The following is a 22132-nucleotide window of genomic DNA, read 5'->3' on the forward strand; positions in this document are numbered from 1 at the left end:
GATAAAGCTACCTTCGTTTTATATTCATTTAAAAAAGTATTTTTCATCAATGGTATCATAGCATTCTGGTTAAGTTTTCATACTCCGAAATGGTTCTTCTGATTCCATCCTTCAATACGATTTCAGGCTTGAATCCTGCGTTACGCATTTTGGAAACATCCATACATTTTCTCAGCATTCCATCCGGTTTGGAACTGTTCCAAATGATCTCACCTTCAAAACTCACCTCAGTCTGTATTAGATTTACAAGTTGCTTAATTGACACCTCCTCCCCCCAACCAATGTTAATTAAAGGGGAATGATTGTAGTTCTCCATAAAATATAAAGCAGCAGCAGCCAAATCATCCACATGCATAAATTCCCTCTTGGCAACACCAGTTCCCCAAATTTCGACTTGTCCTAACTTGTCACATTTTGCATCAACGAACTTTTTAACCAATGAAGATAAGACATGTGCATGTTCAGGATTAAAACTATCATTTGTTCCGTACAGATTACAGGGAATTAAACTGATACTATTGAATCCATATTGTTTATGGTAATATTCCAGAAGTTTTAATCCGGAAATTTTGGCTAAAGCATATCCTTCGTTTGTAGGCTCAAGTTCTCCATGAAGCAAGTGCTCTTCTTTCATCGGCTGAGAGCAATTTTTAGGATAAATACAGGAACTTCCAAAGAAGAGTAACTCGCGAACACCATGCAGATAAGAATGGCTGATTACATTATTTTGAATAGTGAGATTATTCAATAAGAATTCCACTGGTGACGAAATATTAGCCTGAATACCACCAACCTTTGCTGCTGCAAGAATGACTATATCTGGCCTGCAGGCGAAGAAAAATTGTTTTACTGCATTACTATCCAATAAATCCAATTCTTCCCTATCAGTTAGGATTAAGTTTCGAAAACCCTTCATTTGAAGCATCCTCACAATTGCTGAGCCCACCATTCCCGTATGTCCTGAAACATAAATTCTATCTTTCTTGTGTAAACTCATTCCTTTGATCAATTATAAATATTAGCACTTCATTCCTGACTGATTTAACCTATCTCTTTGTAAGAACCTTTGATGAATTTACCTATTCTTTATATCAATTAAATGGATACATGTCCCAAAATCCTATTTGATACTAAAATATATTTTCATCAGGAAATGGGCATTTACAAACCTTAACTACACTACTATACAAACGGCTTTTCATCGGCTGAAACCTGATGCCTGTGATCTGCAAAATATTGCCTCACCCACATAAAATAATATGAAACCTTTTTTTATTTGCTTACTATTTATTTGTCAAGTTTCCTATGCACAATCATCACGTTATGGACTAAAATTCAACACAATACCTCAACGATGGGATGAAGCCATCCCTTTAGGAAATGGTTGGCTCGGAGTTCTGGTATGGCAGAAAAACGATAAATTAAGAATGGCCCTTGACCGGGTTGATCTCTGGGACGACAGGGACATGCCAGAGATTGATCAACTTAAATTCAACTGGGTGATGAGCCAGGTGGATAAAAAAGATTACGCTCCAGTACAAAAGTTAGGAGATGATCCCTATGGAAAGTATCACGCACCAACAAAACTTCCGGGAGCAGCAATTGAATTTGATATTCAGCAACTTGGAAGTGTAGTAACAGATACCTTGGATATTCAGAAAGCTACCAACACAATCATTTTTGATTCAGGTGTAAAATTCAGCACTTACGTCGATGCGACAAAACCGATGGGATATTTCTCCTTTGACGGGCTTAAGCACCAGGATATAACCCCTCAACTCGTAGAACCAGAATACCATAAGGTTAAATTAGAAAAGGATCAGGATGTTCTTGAAATTTCCCTCAGCCGGCTTGGTTATGTAAAGGGAATTATTAGACGCAGTCCCGGAGAGATTGTTTTTCACCAGCCCACATATGACCAAAACTATTACGAAGTACTTGTGCGATGGAGCAGAAAAGGAGATAAAGTTGAAGGTTCGTGGACCATAACTAATGGTCAGTCCGCAAAAAATTCAGCAATCAAGAATACCGGCAACGTAGCCCATATAAATTGGTGGAAAAATTATTGGAGAAAATCGTCTCTTAATATACCAGACAAGCTACTTGAGCGCCAATATGTAATGGACATGTACAAATTTGGCTCCGTCACGAGGGCAGATACACCACCGATTAGTCTACAGGCCATTTGGACAGCCGATAATGGAAGTTTACCTCCATGGAAAGGTGACTTTCATTACGATCTTAATGTGCTGATGAGCTATTGGCCAGGATATACAGCTAATCATCTCGATTTGACGGCTTCGTTGCCAAACTGGCTATGGAAAGTAAAAGAAGAAAATAGAAAATGGACCAGAAACTACTTTGGTGTGGAAGGCATAAATGTCCCCGGTGTAACTACACTAAGCGGCAAGCCTATGGGTGGTTGGATACAGTACTCTCTCGGACCATCAACCTCAGCCTGGATTGCGCATCATTTTTATCTTCAGTGGAAGTATAGTATGGATGAAACCTTTCTAAAGGAAAAATGCTATCCTTATCTGGCTGAAGTTGAGAAATACTTCCGGCAAATGCTGATCAAAGATCAGCAGACAGGAAAATATCAGCTTCCTTTAAGTTCCTCACCTGAGTATCATGACAATTCACTGCGTGCATGGTTCAAAATGAATACAAACTTTGATCTTACGCTTATCCATAATCTATATTTAAGATTTGCGGAAGTCGCTAAAGCTTCAGGTAAAGCTTCCGAAGAGATATTGCACATGGAAAAACAAATTGCCGGATTAGATGTCAATGAAACTGGTTTAACGATAGCACCGGGAACGGATCTTTCTTTTTCACACCGGCATTTATCACATTTAATGGCTATCTATCCACTAAGCTTAATGAAAAAGGAAGATTCCCCATCAGCCGTCATTATGAAAAACTCAATGAACAGATTGGAAAAATTAGGTACGAGGAATTGGTATGGCTTCTCTTTTCCATGGACGGCAGCCCTTTATGCACAGATGGGAGAAAGTGATAGTGCCGTCGTAAATCTTAGAAAATTTGCAACCAACTTCGTTTCCAAAAATTCTTTTAATCTCAACGGAGATCAGAAAGGTGGACAATATTGCAATTATACAGATCGTCCATTTACATTAGAAACGAATTTCGGATTTGCCGAAGGTATACATCAACTGCTGCTTCAAAGTGAACATGGCTATGTCGAAATATTTCCTGCGGTTCCAAAGTCTTGGAGAAATATCTCCTTTCAAAATCTCCGTAGTCAGGGTGCTTTTCTAATTTCTGCTAAGAAAGAAAATGGTATAACAAGGATGGTGTCCATAAATGCTGAAAAAGGAGGTTTATGCAGAATTAAACTACCATTTAAAGCAATTATATGGTCTGGTATCAACAAAAATCATGTAACACAAAAAGAAAACAATGTATTTGAATTTGAGATGCATAAAGGGCAAATCGTTACCCTGAAGAATTTGGATCGCTGATTTTTATTAACTTTTACAGTGGCCTTTTAAATGTCTTGTAACAGATTGTTATGAGACATTTGTTCTGGATAGCCAAAATTCGATTTTCTATTTTTATGTCGGTTTGAGCAGTCACTGCTCTACATTTAGCTTTACTTAAGATATGAAAAGAATCAGACTGATATCTGCAGCTTTCGGGAGTACGAAGAAAGAGCTATCTATAAAATTTCCATTAATCCATAAAGACTATATTATTGATCAGGCTTTTTATAATGATCAAAACTACCAGTCAAGAAAACACAGCTTAAATCCAAGATTAAAAGGAAAAATTCCAAAAATGATGGAATGGCTGTCGCACCCAAATTATGACTATTATATATGGGTTGATTCTAAATTTACATTATTGGAGGGTTTTATAGAAAAGATGATAGGACAAATAGAAGACCAGGATGCTAACCTGTTATTATTTAGTCATATCGAGCGCTCGTCTATCAAAGAAGAAATGGATTTTATGATGGAAAAAATGAGAAGCGGTAGCGAGTATATATTAAGTAGGTACGATGGCGAAATTTTAGAAGATCAGGTCAATAGATACATTGGAAATGAAAATTTCAAAGACTGCAGGCTTTTTAATTGCGGACTTTTTTTGTATAAAAAAAAACTGGTTATAAATAGAGATTATAATTTAATGACCGACTGGTTAATGCACTGTGTTTTATACAATATTCAGGATCAACTATGGCTACCTTATTTGTTGTATAAACATCAGGTAAATTATAAGATACACAATGATCATATGATTGTTAATGACTTTGTGAGGCATGCGGACTATAAATTATTGTAGTCAACATCTTCGTTCAGCAGTCATGTAACATTTACTCAAAGCCCTATTATTCAATGGCATTTTTATGGTCTATAAATATCTCATCATCAACAAACCACACTTCACATGAATGAACCGGAAAAATATCCATTAATTTCCTGCATATGCGTCACCAACAACCGTGTGAATCTTCTGAAGAGATCGATAGCGTGTTTTGTAACGCAGGAATATATCAATAAAGAAATTGTGGTCTCATATCCTGAAACTGACAATGATACAAGATCTTTTATTGACATTTTATTGGAATTTTACCCAACAATATCTCTAATCAGAATAGAACGCCCTGGAAATCTTTCAGTAGGCAATGCCCATAATATGGCTATAAGGATATGTAAGGGAGAATACATATGTCATTGGGATGATGATGACTGGTACCATCCGGGAAGATTAATTGTACAATATACAGATATGGTAAACAAAGGCTTCAAAGCGTGTGTACTCAGACACATATTACTTTATGACTCGACCACAGAAAATGCTTATGCTTCTTTTACATATTCCTGGGATAATACTATTTTATGTAAAAAGGAGATCTTATTAGCAAATCCCTATGCGGACAGAAATAAAGGAGAAGATACACACATCATGAGATTCCTTGATACAAAACAATATCTATTCCGGTTAGAGAATTCTCATCACCTATATATCTATATTTATCATGGTGGCAATATCTGGAATTATGAACACTATAAATATTTTATCGATAAGAGTGAACTCTTAAATAAAGAAACTACATCAACTATCATTAAATTACTCAATGATGGCTTGGATAGTTTTCCAGGTATCTAATATAATACACCCTGGATTTTTATAAATATAATCAATGGATCTATAAAAATAGTTGACATCTCCATGGTATATAGCCTTGTTTTTCTCTACTCATTGATAACAATCATGAGATTTAATAATTATTTAAAAGAATGCAATTCATCAATTATACTATACTTACCTGTGTTTTGTTACCTATTAGCAACACTACCTATGCCCAACATTATTTTGATACCAGCATCCCCAACATATTGGTGAAAGAAAATGCTTTTATCAAAAAACATCCAAATGCCGCTCGTCCACCTATTTTCGAAGAAATAAAATCAAGACTTCCTGAACCTGTATGGCCGAAGAGGAATGATGTAGTGAAATGTTATTGGAAAGCATGGCAGATTGCATTCTCAAACGTACACGGAGTGACAAAAGAAAACCAATTTATTCAACCTTATATAGATGCAGCATTTAATAACCATATATTCATTTGGGATTCTACATTTATGTTGCTATTTGGCCGTTATGGCAGAAAAGCATTTAATTTTCAGGCTTCTTTGGATAATTTCTACCACAAACAACATAACGATGGCTACATATGCCGCGAAATAGCAGAAACGAATGGGAATGAAATTTTTGAGAAATTTGATCCATCCAGTACAGGTCCTAATATAATCCCCTGGGCTGAATGGGAATATTATCTCAGTTCTGATGATCATGAAAGATTGAAACAGGTATTTTCTCCGCTTATGGCCTACTACCAATGGTTCAGGATTTACCGTTCCTGGCCAGACGGCTCTTATTATTCCAGTGGATGGGGATGTGGGATGGATAATCAACCCCGGGTTCCGCCGGAGTATGATCAACGTTTCAGTCATGCTTTCATGTCATGGATTGATACCACACTACAACAAATATTCGCTGGTAAAATCCTGATCTGTATGGCAGAAAAAATAAACAGGTTAAATGATGTGAAAGAAGTTCAGGAAGATGTCAGTCAACTTACCACGTATGTAAATCAGCATATGTGGGATATGAAGACAGCTTTCTACTACGATCGTTTCCATGATGGTAGGCTATCTAATGTCAAAAGTATCGCTGCCTTTTGGGCATTACTTGCGGAAACAGTTCCGCAAAAAGACATGAGTAGCTTTATAGCCCATCTTCAGAATCCAGAAGAATTTGACCGGTTACATCGAGTACCGACACTTTCTGCGGATACTAAAGGATATAATCAGGATGGAGGATACTGGTGTGGTGGAGTCTGGGCACCAACCTCGTATATGGTTCTTTCCGGACTTACAAAATACAGGCAGGATTCCCTTGCACATGCAATCGCAGTTAACCATTTGAACAATGTTGTAGAAGTATTCAATGAAACTGGGACACTATGGGAGAATTATGCACCGGACAAGGTTAAGGGCAATGACAAAAAAGATATGGTGGGTTGGACTGGCTTAGTACCTATATCTGTTTTATTTGAATATATTTTCGGCATCCGGCCTACTATTGACAATACGATTATCTGGGATATTCGCATGACAGATGAGTTTGGTGTTAAAAAATACCCTTATAAACAGCAGGGGTTGATTAATTTTTGGTGTGCTAGGAGAGCGAAAGATACTGATGAGCCACAAGTTAAAATCCGCTCCAATATTGCATTTACTTTAAAGTTGGCCTGGAATAAAGGCAGTAAAATTATCCATGTTAAAGCAAATTAATCCCTATTCATTTGTCCACAAATTTTGACATCTGTGAATATAATCTGTTATCATATTTATGGAATAATCCTCAATTAAGTAATCTGTAGGATTTAATGATAAAGCATTATTATATCCTGCAGGTAATGGAAAACCAAAATGATTCAATATCAATACTTCAAGGGAGCGAACAATCCTGTCTGCCTTATATTCTAAAACGACTTTTTCCCGGGAACGAACAGCCATTCTTTTTCTCATATCAGGATCGTTATACAAATCTGAAATTGCTCCTGCAATTTTTTTAATACTTCTTTCTACAACACAACCAGTAATATTATTGTCCACCAGTTCAACCTGCGCATTATCTCTGTCATCTGTGCAGATGGTAATTACCGGCACACCAATTGTCATCGCTTCAGCAATAACCAACCCAAAACTCTCCCCTATTTTACTAGCAGCTAAAAAAATATCCATGACGCTATAGTACATCACGATTTCCTTAAGATCAGTCGTCATCTCCAAAACAACTATCTTGTCAGTTATACCTAAAGAAGACGCATAAGCCAGGATCTCATCTGTAGCACCTACCAGCAGAAAAATGGCTTTATCATTCTCATGTGCAAATTCTGCGAATGCATCGAGCGTGATTAAGTCGAACTTTCGGTTGTCCGCCCTCCCGATTCGTCCAACAATAAACTGATCTTCAAGATGGTTAATCTTCCTGAAAATACATACTTCTTCATCAGTAGGCAATAGTTCAAGGATATGATCTACATCAACAGGATTTGATAACACTTTTCTTTTTGAAAGAAATAGGTGCTCTGGTATCAGGTGATCTAAGTACACTCTACGTATTAAGATCATTTTTGATACATATAAATCATAATCAATCAGGTTATATAGCGGTGAATAATCATATAATCCAAATATATTTGTCTGGATAACTAGTTTTGGCCTGTAAGCTTTTACTACATTAAATACGGCTTTGTCTATCAATCCACTCCCATGCCAATGGAATACGTCAGTCTTAATCAGGATCTGTGCCAGACTATTCATATCACCATTTAAAATAAATACAGGAATTCCTAAATCTCTAATCAATTTCTCCCTTTGTCCACCACTATACACACCAACAACGATTACCTCGAAATAATCTTTATTAAAAAATTTGCTGAATAACTGGATGACATATTCTGTTCCTCCTAAATCCAACTCATTCCCTGCTTCAACTACTCTGATCTTGTCCATAAAGCTTACGTACTATGAATTCAACTCAATATCGAAATCTTTAACGGGAGCTCAATTGCCAAAAGTCGCTAAAACTCTGTTAACGTACTTTCTTTGCTGAAAAACAATAACTATCATTCTTAATATCCAGCATGCGCGACTATCTTAGCGGAATAATCCAATATGCATATTCGTGGTTAGTAAAGGGTACACGGTATTTTTTCAGTGGCCAATTCCCCCAGCTATCAATCCCTTGCAATCCTGTTTGTTTTAGATCTAAGTGCATAAAAATTTCATCTCTTTTTATCAATTCCCCAGAATGATACTGTTTTTTTTCCTTTTCAGGATCAAGGTCGTCAAGGGCATAAGGCAATGCTGAAAAACTTAATAAACTATCTGCTATTTCAAAGCGCAACCCCTTTCCCTTCCGATCAGTTATATTCAGCCATCTTACTTCTGTTTTATTACCGCTTTCCTGAGGACGTGCATAAGGAAAATATTGTTCATCGACTTGCTGCTGATAAAGACCGATAAATGATGCGGATTTTCTATCCCAATAATTCTCGCCAGGTCCACGTCCATAATAAAAAAGCTGATTTAAATTCTTATCTATTTGTAGGTCGGTTCCCAGGCGTAAAAGCAAGGGATACTCTTTTTTAGAAGCAATGAAGCAAGTGTTAATTTTTACTGCGCCATCTGACATCACCTGATAAGTTTGTTCAATAGAAGCATCCCCATTCAATATTTCTGTTCTGAACTTAACAATACATCTATCATTTTGCTTCATCACTTCAGCTTCTTTCACCGTTGCATCCTTATAAACGTTACGCCACATGCGTAATGATTCATTAAATCCTGCTCCAATATCATTATCTGTCGGTGCGCGCCAAAAGGCAGGGACAGGTCCCTGTGTAATCAGTTTTTTTCCTTTGAGCACATAACTGCTCATTAATCCATGCAGCATATCAAAGCTTATTGAAAAGTCTTTTCCATTGATGGTGCTTCGTTGTGCTTTCTTATCAATTGATAGCACATCTGGTAATTCCTTATGTTGATAAACCCGATGATGACCATGCCAAATAAATTGCTCTTTAGCAATTACAAAACCCGCTTCGATTAAAGGTTCTTGCTTTACCAGCTTATAGTATACATTTATAAAATATTCGGTATTACTTTTGACTTTCGTTTGAATTGGCAATTTGAATTCTCTGGAATGGCGGGGTTCGATATTAAGATTGGCAATGTTTCCCTTTTCGACCACTCTACCTTCCTCTAGCAATTCCCATTGAAGAGATATATTATCCAGATTTTTAAAGAAATAGGTATTGCTTACGGTAAGGGTATTATTCCTAAAAGTTGTTTTGATATATTGATAAACCTTTTGTATTTCAATTGCCATAGGTGTCATCTCTCTATATGCAGTTACAACCCCTTTGACACAAAAATTATTATCGCTGAAATTCTCATCGACCGGTCCACTTAAAGGAAAATCACCGCCGTAGGCCATAATTCGTTTTCCATTTTTTATCGTATCCAATGATTGGTCTATCCATTCCCATATAAATCCACCCTGCAGATTTGGTTTACTTTCAATAATATCCCAATAGTCTTTAAAATTACCAAGACTATTTCCCATGATATGCGCATATTCACTCATGATTAACGGTTTTAAAGGATGGCTTGCAGAGTATTTCTCCAGACTCTCTGGATCAGTATATTGTGGAACAAACATATCTGTATTAAAATCTTCTTCCGCACGTTCATACTGAACAGGCCTGATATCTGTATTTTTTAACCACTCATATCCTTCATAAAAGTTCGCTCCATTTCCTGCTTCATTACCTAAAGACCAGATGATCACAGCAGCATGATTTTTATCACGCTCATACATGCGTTGAATTCTTTCCAAATGAGGTATACGCCATTGCTTGTCATTTCCTAAAGTATAAGCCAGATTATAATACCGGCCATGTGATTCAATATTTGCTTCATCAATAACATACAATCCGTATTGATCACATAACTCCATCCAGTAAGGATCTGGTGGATAATGAGAATGCCTTACCGCGTTTATATTTAACTTTTTCATCATTTCTATATCTTTACGCATATCTTCGTGGGTAAGTGTATGTCCCCGAACAGGATTATGCTCATGGCGGTTAACTCCTTTCAGAAATACCCGTTTCCCATTAATTAATAAGTTATGGTCACGCAATTCCACCGTCCGAAATCCTACGCGTTGCGGAATGACTTCTATAACCCTTCCTTTACTATCAAAGAGCCTGATCAATAACGTATATAGATTGGGGGTTTCAGCAGTCCAGGATGCTATATTAGGAATTTCCGTGTTGAAGGTAAGTTGTGTTCTAAAATTTCCAAGTACAGTTTGTACTCTTACACTTTCATCCTGGTAAACAGTTTTTCCCTTCGGATCTTTTAATTCCAGTGAAACAACAAATGTATCAGGTATACTATGTTTGGTCTGGTCTATTTTATAGTTATCAATTTCAGCGGTCACACCTAAAACACCATTTTTGTATGATTTGTCAAGCGTCGCCACAATTTTAAAATCCCTGACATCAAGCCTTGGTGTTGCATACAGATAAACGTCACGCTCTATTCCGGAAATCCGCCACATGTCCTGACATTCCAGATAGCTTCCATCACTCCAACGATACACCTGAAGGGCAATTAGATTTTCTCCGGGTTTCAAATATCTGGTAATATCAAATTCTGCCGCAAGCTTGCTATCTTCACTATACCCTACTTTTATGCCGTTTACCCAAATGAAAAAAGCGGATTTAACAGCACCAAGGTGGATAAAAACCTGACGATCCTTCCAGTTTTGCGGCAAAATAAATTTCTTTCGGTAAGAACCCACAGGATTATTATGCTCGGGAATATCAAAGGGAGGATTGAGATCGGAACCACGCCGTTCTCTTCCTGTAAATTCATAAAGCTGGTTCACATAGATCGGTATCCCATAACCGTTTATTTCCCAGTTTGCAGGAACGGTGAAATTGTCCCATGTGCGGTCATTATAATCAAGGCGATAAAAATCCTGAGGACGCATCCAGGGATCCTGTACCCAATTAAATTTCCATATTCCATTTAAGGAATAGAAAAAGGAAGATTTTTCCTTATCCATTTTCTCTGCCAGATTTACACTCTCATAAGCAAAGCTTGTGGAACGCATGGACAATCGGTTGATAGATACGACTTCCGGGGATTGCAATTCAGAAGGTAGTTGCTGGGCTTTGGTTATCTCTGTTATAGCAAGAAAAAAAAGCACCTGTAAGATTGATTTCATTGATAGTGGTAATTTGGTATGACATCGAGGTGGTAGATTGAGACAGTTGGACTTCACTCCCACACCCTTAAATATTATTTTTAGTCCTAACAAACAAAAAAGCATGATTGGAATATTGTATATATGCACGGGAAAATATGACCTCTTTTGGAAAGACTTCTATGAGTCCTCGCAGAAATTCTTCTTACCCTCACAGGAAAAAAAGTATTTTGTATTTACAGACGCATCGCATCTTTATGGAGAGGACAAAACATTTGTAAAAAAAATCCATCAGGAATCTCTAGGCTGGCCATACAATACATTGATGCGTTTTGATATATTTTTGAAAGTGCATGCCGAACTACGGAATTGTGAATATTTATTTTTCTTTAATGCAAACATTATATTTATTGATTTTGTGAACAACGATATTTTACCTAATAAAAATAATGACGGTTTAGTCGCCGCCAATCACCCCGGATTCTGGAATAAAACATCCAATCACTTTACATACGAAAGAAATATAGTTTCAACAGCATATATTCCATATGGGGCAGGGAAATATTATTATTTCGGAGCCTTGAATGGTGGTGAATCCAATGCTTATTTGGAAATGATACAGGAATTGAATACCAATATTCATAAAGACCTGAAAAAGGGCGTAATCGCATTATGGCATGACGAATCCCATCTGAACCATTACCTCCTAAATAAAAGTCCAAAAGTTTTAAGTCCATCCTATTGTTATCCTCAGGAAAGTCAACTTCCATTCAAACCCAAAATATTAGTACTTGATAAATCCAGATACGGAGGCCATGCTTTCCTGCGTGGAATAACTGAAACGCCTACATCATAATTGAACCCCCTCCACAACTTTATTGTTATTTATACTTACAGGCTTACATTTTTTTATTTTAATCAAATCTTTAATTTGCTTCACAGGCACTGATGTTTTAACTATATTTTTCTCGATGATGAGATTGGCAGTATTTTTTGCATGAAGCAGTTTTAATCCGCCCAAATCGAATGTATTCGCTGAAACCAAGATGTTAGAATGTACCCGAATTCTCTTGCTTCTTCGATTTTCAGGAAGAATAGTTATAACAGGTTCACCGCATTTGGAAAAATTGTTATTTCTAATCGTTAAATTTCTTACCATACCAGATTCAAACCAGGATGATGCATCATCACTGATGAGTATAGCGCTCATGTAGGTATGTACAAATTGATTATGTTCGATGATTATCCTTCGTCTGGACGTCACTAAAATGCCCCTTGTAGGAATCTTCTCTATTGTATTATGGTGTATCCAAACTTGTGGTGTAGCACTGGTATTTTCCACAGCATCATTTATTTTTAAATTTACCGGGAGTGGATTTTTAAGCGTTAATAAGAATTCTTTATCATTTAATCTTTGGCAGTGCAGTACGACATTATCTCCGATAACCAATAAAGTTTTTGGCCGGATAAAATCCAGGCTATCCCCGGCTGCAAAAGGATCAAATCCATACGTCTGGTCATGCATAAATTTAATCTGAACCTGACGGCTATCGCTGACCTTTTTTTTGATAAGTAAATGCGTGCCATGAATATTAATTGCATCATCATTAGCAGCCGACAGATAAGAATTACCAATATCTATAAGTCCCCTGCATCCGGAAAAGTGTAATATGTCTGCCCATGCAGCACAAGTTCTCCCAGAAGCCGGATCTGGACTGACGATCAAACGATTTATTTTAATATTCTCACAATATTGTGAAACTATCCCCATGCCATGCATAAAATAAATGCGGACATTATTTAATTCAATATTCTTACTTTTTTGTATAAAAATACCAGTGCAATCTCTCTCTACATCACGTGTCTGGTAGATACTCCCTTTTTCAAAAAGAATTCTTTTAACTGGCAATGGATAATATACCCTGATTTTATTCTCACCTGTCTGAACAAACCGCATTCCTTTTACCGGGATATGAATCCGGAACAAGTAATTACTTTCGGAATGGAATCTCTGCCAGTAAGATGAACAAGGGTAATTCCAGCCTTCTCCCTCCCAATACAGCAGACTATCTTTAATACTAAATTTTGAATCCGGATGAATTTGTAAATCTGCATAATTGGCTCCTGTATTTTCAACAGTTAACTCTGATACAGTAGGTCGTTCATAGTCGAAACTCAATCCATCTAATTTTATATTTGATGAATTACAGATAAATGTTTCGATCATCTTACCCCTCAATACAAATTTTGCGCCGCCCCCCTCAACATTGATAAACTGACAACTATCAAACATGAGAGCAATCGCTTTTGGCTCATAAGGATCGTCGTTGGTATTTGAAATATGAAGTGTTTTTCTTTTAGCATATGTGCGAAAAATATCGTATCGCCCGGAAGCGAATTTAACAATGACCGGGTTAGCCAGATTCCCTCTGGCAACAAGAACAAGTGACTCGCTGAATGTTCCTGCAGCAAGAATTTCCACCCTATCTCCCGGAGAAAGAATAAGCTGATTAATTCCATTAAAAGTTCGCCATGGCTTTTTTTTATCGTTGCCGCTATACCGGTCATCACCTCTTTGCGGATCAATATAATAAGTGGTTTTTCCAGGTGACACCTTACGATCTTTATATTCAGTATATAAAGGAAGAAAGGATTGAGCCAATAAATGAGAAGTAACAAAGAGAACAAGTAATGAAAACAGCAGGATTCTTTTAAAATTCATGTGAGATAGAACAGGGATCTTATTTATATAGAGTGATATTTTCTAACCCTATGTCCCAAAAAAATATAATAATTTCAGCAAACGTCAAATCCTGATCCAGGAGGGTAGAGCAATATCTTCTGATTGCCGGGTAAATCCAATATGTGTATACCATTGCTTTGGTGCAACAATCAATTTATCGGGAGAATCGGACAAATAAGATCCCCACCAACTGTAACTGCTATTTGCAATTACAAAATGACGGCATTTAGCCATCAATGCTAATTCCACCAGGTCTTTATCCAGCATTGGAATATGAGCTAACATAGATGAAATATTCGTTTTATTCCTCACCAAACAAAACATCTCATCAGCTAATATATTGTCATCACTGAATAAATACAGATGGGCTTGTGTTGTTCTATCTTCGATTATCTGAAGTGCTTTTTGATAATAATCTACTTCACAGATGCCATGAAAACAAAGTGCAGAAGGATTGAGATAATCTGTACGACGCAAATGAATTGCTATCGATTCCTGATGAACGACGATGTTCTGAGCCTGAAGCCCAGATAACTGATAAGTACATTCCAGCAAGTCCCTGAGTTCAGTTCTAATTTCATCTGCGTAGGGTGAAAAATAAAATTCGTTTTGAAAATATCCATCCAGATAGAGCGCAACTATATTTTTGTCCGCAGCCACTCGCATAATATCTTTTTTTGGAAAATCATCAGAAATTAATAGTGCACTCTTTTCATCAAACAGCTGTTTTAACCTATCAGAATTTTGCATATCCAAAATTTTGTAATGATGCAGCTTTCCCAATTTAAACACCCTGAAGGTAATATTCGGATTTGCTGCTTGTAAAAAGGAAAGATCGAAATAGAGTTCTTCTCCCCTAAAGACTGCTAGAGCTCTTCCGAAAGCAAACTGAAAGAATTGATTCCCTATACCACCTTGTAATTTTACAATAATCATAATTACTCACTCTACATGCGTTAATAAATACTCAAAGATTTCCGTTTGTATCTTATAAGTTTGCTGAATCATTTCCTTTTTATGTTGACTCGTCACCTGATCTTTAGAAATCCTATAGTATAGATAAGGTTCTGGATCTATGTAAAAAATCCCTCCTACTTTTGCTGCTTCAAACCAAAGCTTGTAATCTTCTGCACAAGGGTAATCCTCATTATATTTCAATTCCTTTTCAATTAAGAAGGTTTTCCTTATCATCGTCGCCGGATGCGAAATAAAATTCTTATACAAGAACCAGCTTAGTGGCTTAACGATTAAACCGCTGAGGTTCTCCATTAGGAAGGGTTCAAAATCCTCGCCGAAAATGGTCATCCAGCTACTGCACACATCAACCTGCATTGTTTCCATAATCCTCAGCTGACATTCCAGCCTTTTCGGATACATGATATCATCGGCATCCATTCGTGCTATATATCCCCCCTTAGAAACCGATATCCCATAATTTAAATTTGCTATAAAGCCGTTGCAACTTTTAAATACTTTAATTCGGAGATCATTATAGCCATTAATAATATCCCAAGTGCAGTCGTCAGACAGGTCATCAATAATAATGAGCTCAAAATCGGTATAAGTTTGTTGAAGCACACTTTCAATAGATCTGCCGATATACTTTTCTCCGTTTTTCACTGGTAATATTACAGAAACACCACACATAAAAATTACATACCAATTTAAGCTACGAAACGAATTTCGATGTAATCCATGAGCATACCAACTTCTGAAAAATTCGGGGTAATCTGCCCCGAATGGGACTTAAAATAATACATAATTTTCCATGAATAACTTGTATCACAATTTTAAGATTTCATTCAATGACTTCACCTCTTGTAACTTGTATTATGCCAACAGCAGACCGCCCAAAATTCATGGTACAGGCAATTAGTAACTTTTTCGCACAAGATTACCCCCGTACAGAGCTTATCATAATAGATGATAGTAGCAGATCATATGCGCAGCTGATTCCTCCTACCCCTCAAATAAGATATTATTATCTAAGACCACTGGGTACAATTGGTTGCAAACGAAATTTTGCATGTAAACAGGCAAAAGGGGAAATTATTGCCCATTGGGATGACGACGATACCTATGCTTATGACTGGATCAGTAGATCGGTGAACCAATTGATAATTTGTGGCGCAGATATCATAGGATTGAGAAATATCGTATTTCATTCTGTCACTTCTAACAGCCATTTTCTGTATCGGAACAATCATCAGGATCCGAGGTGGTTGTGCGGAGCAACTCTTATTTATAAAAAATCCATTTGGTCTGCATTTCCCTTCAGCAATCTTCAAATCGGTGAGGATACCGATTTTTTATTCAATTGTGGTGGAAAAATAGCAATAAGCAACTATACAGATGGATTCGTTGCCAACATACACAACAACAATACCAGCATTAAATTTCTGAGGTCAGAATTAATAGAAGGAAAATAATCCGGTCATAAATCCCAAACTTTCACAAAGTTTCGCCAGCCTGAAATCTTGATGTAAATTATATTAAACTAAATGAAAATGCAACCCTAAAAAAATCTGATATGTGTAAAATTACAGTTGTCATGCCCGTAAAAAACGGCGGAAAATATCTTACTGAAAGTATAGAAAGTGTACTGGAACAAACTTTTACCGATTTTGAATTCTTAATTTTTGATGATAGTTCTAGTGATAATAGCGTCAATGTTATTCATCGGTACGAGGACAGCAGAATCAATCTTATCACCGAGACAAGCAATTATATTGATAATTTAAACAGGGGTATAGAACTCTCAAAAGGTAAGTATATCGCCAGAATGGATCAAGATGATATCATGTATCCAGAAAAACTACAAACACAATTTGAACTCATGGAAAATAACGACATCGATGTTTGTGGTACTGCCGTTCGGCTTTTTGGAGAAACATTTGATGAACCTTATCTGGAAGTTCTGGAAAAGGGAGTTATAGAAGATCCCCTTCTTGCTTTTAGCAGGGACAACTTTATACACAACTCCACAGCCATGATCAGGAAAGCATTTTTGATCAGGAACAAATTAAGATATGAGCCTTACTTTCCAGCCGAAGACTATAAATTCTGGATCGAAATTGCAAAAAGAAATGGAAAATTCTATATGATTCATGAACCCTTTCTGAATTATCGCATTTCAGCCGGGCAGGCAGGAACAGTCAATTCTGCTGAGTCCAAACGACAAACCATAGTCTTAAAAAGCGAAATTCAGCAATATTTAAAGCAGGAACTTCACCAAAAAACTGTAGAATAAACAAATCAGGATATGGAAAAAAGAATTTATATCGCAGGATGCGGAGGAATGCTGGGCGAAGGTTTTTACAGGGTATTTAAACAGGATTATCAACTTAAATGTACAGATAAAGATGTAAATGAAAAATGGCTCAGTTATCTTGATTTTAGAAATTTTGAGAAATACAGAAATGATGTTCTCAACTTCTCGCCACACTATCTATTTCATCTGGGGGCACATACAGATCTTGAATTCTGCGAGTTAAATATAGATGACACCTATGCCACCAATACATTAGCTGTTGAAAATGCAGTATATATTGCAAATGAACTCAATATTCCTTTGCTTTACATTAGTTCTGCAGGAATTTTCTCCGGAAATAAAAAATTTTATGACGACTGGGATACTCCGGATCCGCTGGGGCATTACGCGCGTTCAAAATACATGGGTGAAAAATTCGTTTTACAAAATGCGAAAAGATACCTTATTTGCAGGGCTGGATGGATGATGGGAGGAGGTCCTAAAAAAGATAAGAAATTCATTAATAAACTCATCATGCAATTAGATGAAGGTAAGCAGGAATTGTTTATCGTAAATGACAAAAGTGGAACTCCTACATTCACCCTCGACTTTGCAGAAAATGTAAAGTTACTCATTGAGAAAGAATTCTGGGGGGTATATAATCTGGTGTGCAATGGTTTAACCGACAGGCTTGAGGTTGCCAGAGAACTCATTAATCTTTTAGGATTTAATAATAAGATAAAACTCACAGAAGTAAACTCCGACTACTATAAACAAAGTTATTTTGCATTAAGACCAGCAGGAGAATGTCTGATCAATAAAAAACTCAACTTAAGGAATCTCAACATCATGAGGGACTGGCGAATTGCATTGCGCGATTACTTAGACCTTTATTATTTGGGGTATACGACCAAAAAACAAACTGGTAAACTACAAGATTAGAAATTTTATTCGAAGACGAACCATGTATAACTTTCTGACGGAATAGTGAAGGAAATATCAGTAGTAAAATCCCTATTTAAACGATTTATAACCGACTTTCCTTCCTTCTCCCTCACCTTCACTACGTCAGTTAAACCTGTATAATACAAAGGAACCCTAATGGTTCTTTTGATGGTTTCTTTTAATGGATTATATAAAATCATAAGCCCCTTTGAATTTAATTTTGGATTCACATGTAATATTCCGTCCCAATCTCTGCCATCAGCCCTTCTCAAATGGATGATATCAGCATTCAAAATATCCCGATATTTTTTATACCATTTTACTGTATTTATCACCAGCTGTTTCGTCTGGTTGGTATCAAACAATCTGGGACCACGGTAACATGCCTGTATTCCTGCACCATAATACTGCATCATCAGCTGTTCATAATCCCTCAGATGATCAACCAGGGGTTCTATGGTGGCGTCCGCATCAGCATTTCCGTATGCAGTAAGCGGTACAAATCCCCAACTCATTGAAGGCATTTTTTCCCAGGTACCATCATATATATTCTGGCGGTTCAAAATTTTTTGTTGTTCCCGGGACATATTGAAATTCACCTCCCGGTAACCCAGTCCGGTTTTGTGGGCACCATCCAGAAAATACCAATCAGGGGAATTGATATAAATTCCATGTTCATTTAGCCAGTGATATAATTCCTTTTGTATCTCCATTTGCATCCACTGCGAGTCCCCTAGTCCCCTATGTCCCGGGTGATTGCCGGAGGCACAAAGATCCCCAGCATATGGGCCATCATTCTCCCAAATATCAAAGCCTGTCCGTACAAAAAAGTTCTTCACCTCATCCCTGTACTTTAATCCCCATTTACTTCCAAAACAGGGCGCATTACCGAATAATGCCCCACCGGGCTTATTCGTTTTAGGATCAATCACATCATCTTCGTCGCTTATTTTTCGAGAACTAAATAAAGAATAAGCACCGATTTTGACATTTTTACGATGTGCATAGTCAGCCATCCTCTTCCATTTAGTCAGATTCTCCTCAGATTGTTCATGCATTTGTAAATGGCTTCTGAAGCTGACAATCAATGCTTCATAACCTGTTTCAGCGCACTGGTCTATTGCGGTGTATACATCCTGATCATTACGGCTAACCACATGCATAAAAATAGGGTTGGCAGTTGTCCATGGAGCCACAACGGCATACATCTTTCTTATTGCAAGACCTCTGCTTTCTCTATCATAACTATCCATTAATAGTTCATGGCTACGGACAGAATTAAATACCTCTTTTGGTCTCAATTGAATATCAGTCACCTGAGCTGGATATACTTCCAAGAGTGCAGGAGTTAAATAACGGTAATGAACCTGTGAGGTATAGCCGGAATCAGGCTTCCAATGTGTTGTCTGATCACTCTGTGCATAACGCATAGAATTGTTAAATGCATAATTTGTTTCCACATACATTCCCTGAGGGGTTTTCATCTGAGCAAACTCTCCTTCAACAGCACTTTCTTCCTCAACCATCGCCAACACCTCATTTACCACACGATTGATAGTAAAAATTTTGTCTCCTGTATTATTAATGCTCAATGACTTAACTATTAGTGGTACTCCATCATACAGCTCATAATTGATATTTACTTCAAGACCAGCCAACTCAGGCAAGTCTGATCTGAATAAAAAGGAAATCCTCTTTCCCGTACCACCAGTCCGTTGGGAAGCCCAGAAGACATTTTTCCAGTTTATCCTGGTCTGAATAGGCTGGGTACGAAAAGAAATATACCGGAAATCTTCAGGACTGGTTGTCATATGCTCTACCCACTCCTTTAGCAAATATGCTTTTTCTTTTAATCCTCCCAGCCCCCCCACATGATACACCTTCCCATTAATAGTTAATCTGGCTTCCTCTTTCACAGTCCTTAACAATTGTCTTCCTGTTCTCAAATTACTAAAATCAGTACAGGCCAGGTTCGGTAAAAGTCTGAACACCCGTTTTAGCAAACCATTGTATAATATAAGATCCTTACCATCTTTACTTTGTAAAATGGCAGCTTTCGTTCTTATTGACTTCACCAGCCAGTCATCTCCAACAGATGGATATAGTGAAGAATTCCATATGGGCAATACCTGTGCCTGCGTATGAAAATAAAAGAGGAATAAAAAAAATAATGCTATAGTAATTTTAAATTTCATTTGTTGCATAGAGAACCATTGCCCTATTCATGATAGTAGTGGTTTAACTGCCCACCTCCTAAATAAAAAAGAATATATTTCTTTTCATAATCATCATCGATCTGCTTCACTGAGGTTTTCAGGAAACTGTGCCTGAATAGGTAGTATCCGGTGACCCCATTTCTGATAATGGTAATTCACCAGATTGAGGTAATCCTGTCTTTCTTTGGGCTGGGTATGCAATGTAGTACTATCGAAATGATCTACTACAGCAGATGTTACCAAAGCATGCTTTAAACCTAGAACGGCCAATACATTAGCATAATCATGATCTGCACCAGTAAATATATAATTTTCGTCCAATTGTCCTATAATTGAAAAAAGTGTCCGTTTCATAAACAAACACCAACCCGTTAGCTCCACACCTATGCGATAGCCTTTTTTAATCCCACTATTCAATGGAACACCAATCGCAGGATGCAAAATAGATGAAACCGGTGAAAGACTAATTAGCTCAGGAAAGGTCTCCATACACTTTAACATGGCCGAAGCCCATTCTTTATGAAAAATCAGGTCATTATTACATAAACAAACATATGGGGAGTCCGTCAGATTAATCCCAATATTCATATATCGGTGATAACCAAAGGGCTGTTCGGGATAAATTGTTCTGGAATTTGGATACTGGTAGTCACCCATTCCTTTATAGGACTCAATAACAAGCACCTTGAATTTTATGTGTGTCTCATCTTCTGAAGCGATGAGAGAACTCACACAATTGGTCGTCACCTGTTTCAGCTTCTCATTGAAGGCATAGCTTAAAATGATAATATCAATCATTGTAGGATTCTCCATAACAGTCTCTGTTTTAGTAAATAATTTAAATATAAACACAATCAGCAGGTCTAAAAGCCATCTGTTCAAAATCATTAATTTGGTCCCATTTGTCTTTCTCTTGCGAGGATTCCAATGTTTAAAATGTGTCAGGTGACCATAACCAATCGCTCCAAATAATTTTATTTTAGCATTGACACTAAAACAAGTCTTTATATGTCTATTGAGCCACCTTTAGTATCCTGTATCATGATCACTGCAAACCGACCAGCGTTTGTGGCTTCCTCAATTGAAGATTTTCTTACACAGAATTATAAAAAATCTGAACTGATCATTATAGACGATGGATCACCTTCCTGTGCTGAAATCATTCCTGTTCATCCGCGAATACATTATTATTACAATGACTCTAAAGTTACCATAGGGAGTAAACGTAATTATGCGTGCAGAAAATCAACAGGTCAGATCCTCGTACACTGGGACGATGATGATTGGTACGCACCCGACTGGATAAGCCGTCAGGTAAATACTTTAATTCATACAGGTGCGGACATAACAGGCTTAGGACTGGTTAGGTTCTTTTCCGAAGCTTTGAAAAGCAGTTTTGTTTATGAAGGAAGCGATGAGGATTCACCCTGGGTTTGCGGTGCAACAATGGCCTATAAGAAATACCTATGGGAAAATTATAAATTTGTTAACCAACAGATAGGAGAAGATGCAGATTTTATAAAAAATAGTGGTGGCAAGATAGCAGAAATGACTTATATGGAGGGATTCACGGCAAAACTACATGCAAATAATACCAGCATTAAATATATACCGGAAATTATTCCGGTATTTGATCAGGGAAAATTAATCGGTTAA

General features: G+C 37.1%; 17 protein-coding genes. 9 read left to right on the forward strand and 8 right to left on the reverse strand.

Annotation, left to right across the window (positions count from 1 at the left end):
• Window positions 1-55: 55 nt before the first annotated feature.
• Entirely contained in the window at window positions 56-997 is a 942-nt protein-coding gene (locus tag ACSBL2_RS17335) for a GDP-L-fucose synthase family protein (RefSeq protein ID WP_442587811.1), read from the reverse strand.
• A 262-nt stretch (window positions 998-1259) separates the two neighbouring features.
• Between ACSBL2_RS17335 and ACSBL2_RS17340 the strand changes: the two genes are divergently transcribed.
• The 4 genes from ACSBL2_RS17340 to ACSBL2_RS17355 all read left to right on the forward strand — a co-directional run bounded on the left by ACSBL2_RS17340 (window position 1260) and on the right by ACSBL2_RS17355 (window position 6827).
• Complete coding sequence (locus ACSBL2_RS17340) at window positions 1260-3485, forward strand: glycosyl hydrolase family 95 catalytic domain-containing protein (protein ID WP_442587812.1); 2226 nt, start codon at window positions 1260-1262, stop codon at window positions 3483-3485.
• Between the two features lie 142 nt (window positions 3486-3627).
• Complete coding sequence (locus tag ACSBL2_RS17345; RefSeq protein ID WP_442587813.1) at window positions 3628-4308, forward strand: glycosyltransferase domain-containing protein; 681 nt, start codon at window positions 3628-3630, stop codon at window positions 4306-4308.
• Window positions 4309-4413: 105 nt separating this feature from the next.
• Window positions 4414-5136, forward strand: a complete 723-nt coding sequence (locus tag ACSBL2_RS17350) for a glycosyltransferase family 2 protein (protein WP_442587814.1) — start codon at window positions 4414-4416, stop codon at window positions 5134-5136.
• A gap of 131 nt (window positions 5137-5267) precedes the next feature.
• Window positions 5268-6827: an MGH1-like glycoside hydrolase domain-containing protein gene (locus ACSBL2_RS17355; RefSeq protein ID WP_442587815.1), complete on the forward strand. Its 1560-nt coding sequence runs from the start codon at window positions 5268-5270 to the stop codon at window positions 6825-6827.
• Window positions 6828-6830: 3 nt separating this feature from the next.
• Here the strand turns inward: ACSBL2_RS17355 and ACSBL2_RS17360 are convergent, their stop codons facing one another.
• Window positions 6831-8054 (reverse strand): glycosyltransferase family 4 protein, encoded by a 1224-nt coding sequence (locus tag ACSBL2_RS17360; RefSeq protein ID WP_442587816.1) that lies wholly within the window; start codon window positions 8052-8054, stop codon window positions 6831-6833.
• 139 nt (window positions 8055-8193) lie between these two features.
• The gene (locus ACSBL2_RS17365; RefSeq protein ID WP_442587817.1) at window positions 8194-11343 is read right to left on the reverse strand and encodes a glycoside hydrolase family 2 TIM barrel-domain containing protein; all 3150 of its coding nucleotides are present in this window, start codon (window positions 11341-11343) and stop codon (window positions 8194-8196) included.
• Window positions 11344-11446: 103 nt separating this feature from the next.
• Between ACSBL2_RS17365 and ACSBL2_RS17370 the strand changes: the two genes are divergently transcribed.
• Window positions 11447-12178, forward strand: a complete 732-nt coding sequence (locus ACSBL2_RS17370; RefSeq protein ID WP_442587818.1) for a family 6 glucosyltransferase — start codon at window positions 11447-11449, stop codon at window positions 12176-12178.
• Here ACSBL2_RS17370 and ACSBL2_RS17375 read toward each other — a convergent pair.
• The 3 genes from ACSBL2_RS17375 to ACSBL2_RS17385 form a co-directional block, all read right to left on the reverse strand.
• Window positions 12173-14044 (reverse strand): right-handed parallel beta-helix repeat-containing protein, encoded by a 1872-nt coding sequence (locus ACSBL2_RS17375; protein ID WP_442587819.1) that lies wholly within the window; start codon window positions 14042-14044, stop codon window positions 12173-12175. The two genes, ACSBL2_RS17370 and ACSBL2_RS17375, sit on opposite strands and share 6 nt — an antisense overlap.
• An 84-nt stretch (window positions 14045-14128) precedes the next feature.
• Window positions 14129-15001 carry an alpha-1,2-fucosyltransferase gene (locus ACSBL2_RS17380; protein ID WP_442587820.1) on the reverse strand — a complete coding sequence of 291 codons (873 nt, stop codon included), beginning with the start codon at window positions 14999-15001 and terminating at the stop codon, window positions 14129-14131.
• A 6-nt stretch (window positions 15002-15007) separates the two neighbouring features.
• Entirely contained in the window at window positions 15008-15685 is a 678-nt protein-coding gene (locus ACSBL2_RS17385) for a glycosyltransferase family 2 protein (protein WP_442587821.1), read from the reverse strand.
• Between the two features lie 185 nt (window positions 15686-15870).
• Between ACSBL2_RS17385 and ACSBL2_RS17390 the strand changes: the two genes are divergently transcribed.
• From ACSBL2_RS17390 to ACSBL2_RS17400, 3 genes are all read left to right on the forward strand, one after another.
• The gene (locus ACSBL2_RS17390) at window positions 15871-16494 is read left to right on the forward strand and encodes a glycosyltransferase family 2 protein (protein WP_442587822.1); all 624 of its coding nucleotides are present in this window, start codon (window positions 15871-15873) and stop codon (window positions 16492-16494) included.
• 101 nt (window positions 16495-16595) lie between these two features.
• On the forward strand, window positions 16596-17315 hold the full coding sequence (locus ACSBL2_RS17395) for a glycosyltransferase family 2 protein (protein WP_442587823.1): 720 nt from the start codon (window positions 16596-16598) through the stop codon (window positions 17313-17315).
• Between the two features lie 12 nt (window positions 17316-17327).
• Window positions 17328-18257 carry an SDR family oxidoreductase gene (locus tag ACSBL2_RS17400; RefSeq protein ID WP_442587824.1) on the forward strand — a complete coding sequence of 310 codons (930 nt, stop codon included), beginning with the start codon at window positions 17328-17330 and terminating at the stop codon, window positions 18255-18257.
• Window positions 18258-18262: 5 nt separating this feature from the next.
• Here the strand turns inward: ACSBL2_RS17400 and ACSBL2_RS17405 are convergent, their stop codons facing one another.
• Window positions 18263-20455, reverse strand: coding sequence for an alpha-galactosidase (locus ACSBL2_RS17405; RefSeq protein WP_442587825.1), 2193 nt, complete (start codon window positions 20453-20455; stop codon window positions 18263-18265).
• 93 nt (window positions 20456-20548) lie between these two features.
• A complete protein-coding gene (locus ACSBL2_RS17410) occupies window positions 20549-21289 on the reverse strand; it encodes a glycosyltransferase family 2 protein (protein WP_442587826.1) in 741 nt (246 codons plus the stop codon).
• 195 nt (window positions 21290-21484) lie between these two features.
• Between ACSBL2_RS17410 and ACSBL2_RS17415 the strand changes: the two genes are divergently transcribed.
• Window positions 21485-22132: a glycosyltransferase family 2 protein gene (locus tag ACSBL2_RS17415; protein WP_442587827.1), complete on the forward strand. Its 648-nt coding sequence runs from the start codon at window positions 21485-21487 to the stop codon at window positions 22130-22132.

This window comes from Pedobacter sp. AW31-3R, from assembly GCF_052180285.1.
Lineage (GTDB): Bacteria > Bacteroidota > Bacteroidia > Sphingobacteriales > Sphingobacteriaceae > Pedobacter.